This is a genomic window from Pseudoalteromonas sp. UCD-33C, from assembly GCF_001306895.1.
Taxonomy (GTDB): domain Bacteria; phylum Pseudomonadota; class Gammaproteobacteria; order Enterobacterales; family Alteromonadaceae; genus Pseudoalteromonas.
On record NZ_LJTB01000043.1, the window covers coordinates 1 to 541 of the forward strand.

The 541-nt window shown below is 66.0% G+C and carries 1 protein-coding gene; it reads left to right on the forward strand.

All coding sequences use genetic code 11. The features are described 5' to 3' along the window. Nucleotides 1–541, forward strand: a 541-nt coding sequence (locus AOG26_RS20660) for a dihydroxy-acid dehydratase domain-containing protein (RefSeq protein WP_200907887.1), incomplete at both ends; no start/stop codon positions are given.

A 541-nucleotide genomic window follows, 5' to 3' on the forward strand; every position in this document is an offset into this window, starting at 1 on the left:
GACCAAGCTGCTCGACCACGGCCTCGACCTGGTGGATGCCATGGTCATGGCAGCCGACGACAGCGTCGATGACGAGACCCTCTCCGAGGTGGAGCGCAGCGCTTGTCCCACCTGCGGCTCCTGTTCCGGCATGTTCACCGCCAACTCCATGAACTGCCTGATGGAAGCGCTGGGCCTGGCACTGCCTGGCAATGGCACCGTGGTTGCCACCCACGCCGACCGCCGCCGCCTGTTCGAGACCGCGGGTCATCGCATCGTCGAACTGGCCAAGCGGGTCTACGAGGGCAACGAGGCGCACCTGCTGCCGCGTGCCATCGGCTCCAAGGCGGCGTTCAAGAACGCCATGACCCTGGATATCGCCATGGGCGGCTCCACCAACACCATCCTGCACCTGCTGGCCGCCGCCCAGGAGGCCGAGGTCGATTTCACCATGACCGATATCGACCGCCTCTCGCGTGAGGTGCCGCAGCTGTGCAAGGTGGCCCCCAACACCCAGAAGTACCATATCGAGGATGTGCACCGCGCCGGCGGGATCATGGCC